The following is a 2556-nucleotide window of genomic DNA, read 5'->3' as shown; positions in this document are numbered from 1 at the left end:
TCGATGACCTCCAGATCCCCTTCAAGTTCATATTCCCAACTGGGCAAATCCATATCGGACAGTCTGATTTTGATCTTACCGCCGATCATGGCACTATCAATATCCGGCAAATCATCATCGTCAGGGTCAGTGTTTTGAAAGGCTGTTGCAACATCAGTAAAACCAGCATCGGTCCCGGTTTCCTTAAATGCAGCAATGGCCGCCAGGGTGTTGAGGTGGTTGTTCTTCAGCTTTGTCAAGGTCAAGCGAAAGGCTTCAACGGAGCTTTCAAGGCGCTTGAGCAGGTTGATGGTCATCAGTGCCTGCAAGCTCCGTTCACGATCGACCTGACGGAGCTTCCCCTTACCGCCACTGACCTCGGTGTCGTAGATTTCTTCATACTTGGGCAAACGGCTTGGCAAAATGTAGCTGACCGGAGCATAGACCGCCAGCTTGAGAATCGATAGCTGCGCAAAAATCTCATTGAAACCGATAACGTCACTGCGATGGGTCAGCTGACAGTGGAATGAGAGGGGCTTGCGGCGTTCCGGAAAGTCCCCAATATCTGCCGTGTCATAAAAGGTTTCAATATGTTTACGGGAGCGGGCGATGGTAACGCTGTCGAGTAATTCAAAAAAATCAAAGTCGAGGGCATTGAGGATCGCTGTAGCGGTACGCTCTTCGGCAGGCAGGGTCGACCAGGCATTAAACGCCGCTTGTGCCCGGCGAAAGATTTCGTCAATTCCCTTATTAGTGCGCAGCCTGCTGTTCAGATTGTCGGCGTCCCCTTCATAGGCTAAAGCAAGCTGGTTGCGCAGATCATTAAAGCGGTTATTAACCGGGGTAGCTGAAAGCATCAGCACCTTGGTTTTGACGCCTTCGCGAATGACCGAGTTCAGCAGCTTCTGGTAGCGGGTTTCCCGGTCTTTGTAAACATCGTTATTGCGGAAGTTATGGGATTCATCAATCACCACCAGATCGTAGTTCCCCCAGTTAATCCGATTGAGGGGAATACCATACGATTCGCCGCTGGTGCGTTGCAGATCAGTGTGGCACAGCACATCGTAATTAAAGCGATCCTTGACGAAGATATTGGTTTTCAGGTTGCGGTTGTAGTTGAGCCAGTTATCGGCAAGTTTTTTGGGGCACAACACCAGAACCGAGCGGTTGCGTAGTTCGTAATATTTGATGACAGCCAGGGCTGTGAAGGTTTTACCGAGGCCGACACTATCTGCCAGAATACAGCCGTTAAAAGTTTCCAGCTTGTTGATGATCCCGGTTGCAGCATCCCGCTGAAAGTTGAACAACTTTTGCCAGATCAGACTGTCCTGAAAACCGGTGCGGTCATTGGGCAGAACATCTTCTGATATGTCTTCAAGAAACTCGGTGAAGATGTTGTAAAGCATCTGGAAGTAAATCCGCTCAGGGGAATTTTCCTGATAGACGGATGCGATATGGTCACAGAGACGTTCCGTCACATCTTCGAGTTTGTCTGGGTCATTCCATATCTGGTTAAACAGATTCAGGTAGGCGGAGGTTGTGACGGAATCATCCAGCTTGTTGACAAAATTCGAGACGGCATTGCCCTGCTGGTAGCCTAGATCAACGGCAGTAAATCCATGCAATGGCATGTAGGCGGCTTTCGGCTCACCATCCTGAACACAGGCAAACTGCTGCATGGGAGCCTTGCCCCGGTTGGAGCGAAACACAGCCTTACGGCGCATCCAGTCAGCACACTCCTTTGCTATAGCTCGCTGCGTCAGTTTGTTTTTCAGCTGGATTTCAAACTCACTGCCATAGAAACTGCGCTCACGCTCAGCCTTGGGAATATGGAACTCCCGGCGCTCTTTTCTGATTCTATCGGTGACTTCATCAGGGACAAAGGTAGGGGATGTAAAGATAAACTCAAGTGATTCAACGGATTCAAGCTGCTCTTTAAGGGCTTGAAAAGCATAGATCGAAAAGCAGGACGCAGCAATTTTCAACTTAGAGCCGCGAGCGATGACCGTTTTCAGATCATCCCCAAGCAACGTATTGATATTGTCGATAATCTGCATGCCGGCTTCCTGCCTTAGGATGTTGATGCTTTCTTAGTGACTGCCTGAATCTTTACTCACACAGTACTGATGTAAATGCGGCTGTGAAAATTGAAATAAAAAACCGCCTCACCAATGAAGGGTGAAAAAGCGGCTATAGAGATTGGATTGACGATGTTGTTGGCTGCATCATATCCCCCAGTTATCAAAACAGCCCACATACTAAGACATTGATGCTGGATGTGCCAGAAAAAAGCCCCGTTAACCTTCTGGGATATGCTCTGGAGGCGATCACAGGGGGAATGTTTTTCCATAAAGGGAAGGAACAGGGTGAACGGTAGTGGCGCTGATGTTCAGGGGGCGCTCAAAGGCCTGTTCGAACAGGTCACATTTGCTGCGAGCGCCGTAGAGTTCTACCGACATTTCGCGCGCGCTGATGAGGGACATTTCAAAACTTTGGTCGGTCAGTCGGCACTCAATTTTTTCAACCTGACGATTGCGCCGGCGGTCAAGGCCATCGGCCAGCCGCACGATGCCGCCG

1 protein-coding gene and 1 pseudogene are annotated in these 2556 nt (G+C 49.6%); both read right to left on the bottom strand.

Annotated elements, in window-relative coordinates:
• Nucleotides 1-2036: SNF2-related protein (locus AC6F7T_RS02115; protein WP_500716317.1), on the bottom strand; the 2036-nt coding region annotated here is incomplete at its 3' end.
• Between the two features lie 270 nt (nucleotides 2037-2306).
• Nucleotides 2307-2556: pseudogene (locus tag AC6F7T_RS02110) on the bottom strand (Ppx/GppA phosphatase family protein); the annotation flags it as partial.

This window comes from Pelovirga sp. (assembly GCF_059864205.1).
Note: the sequence above shows the minus strand (reverse complement) of the source record. Positions and strands in the feature narration are given on the sequence as shown.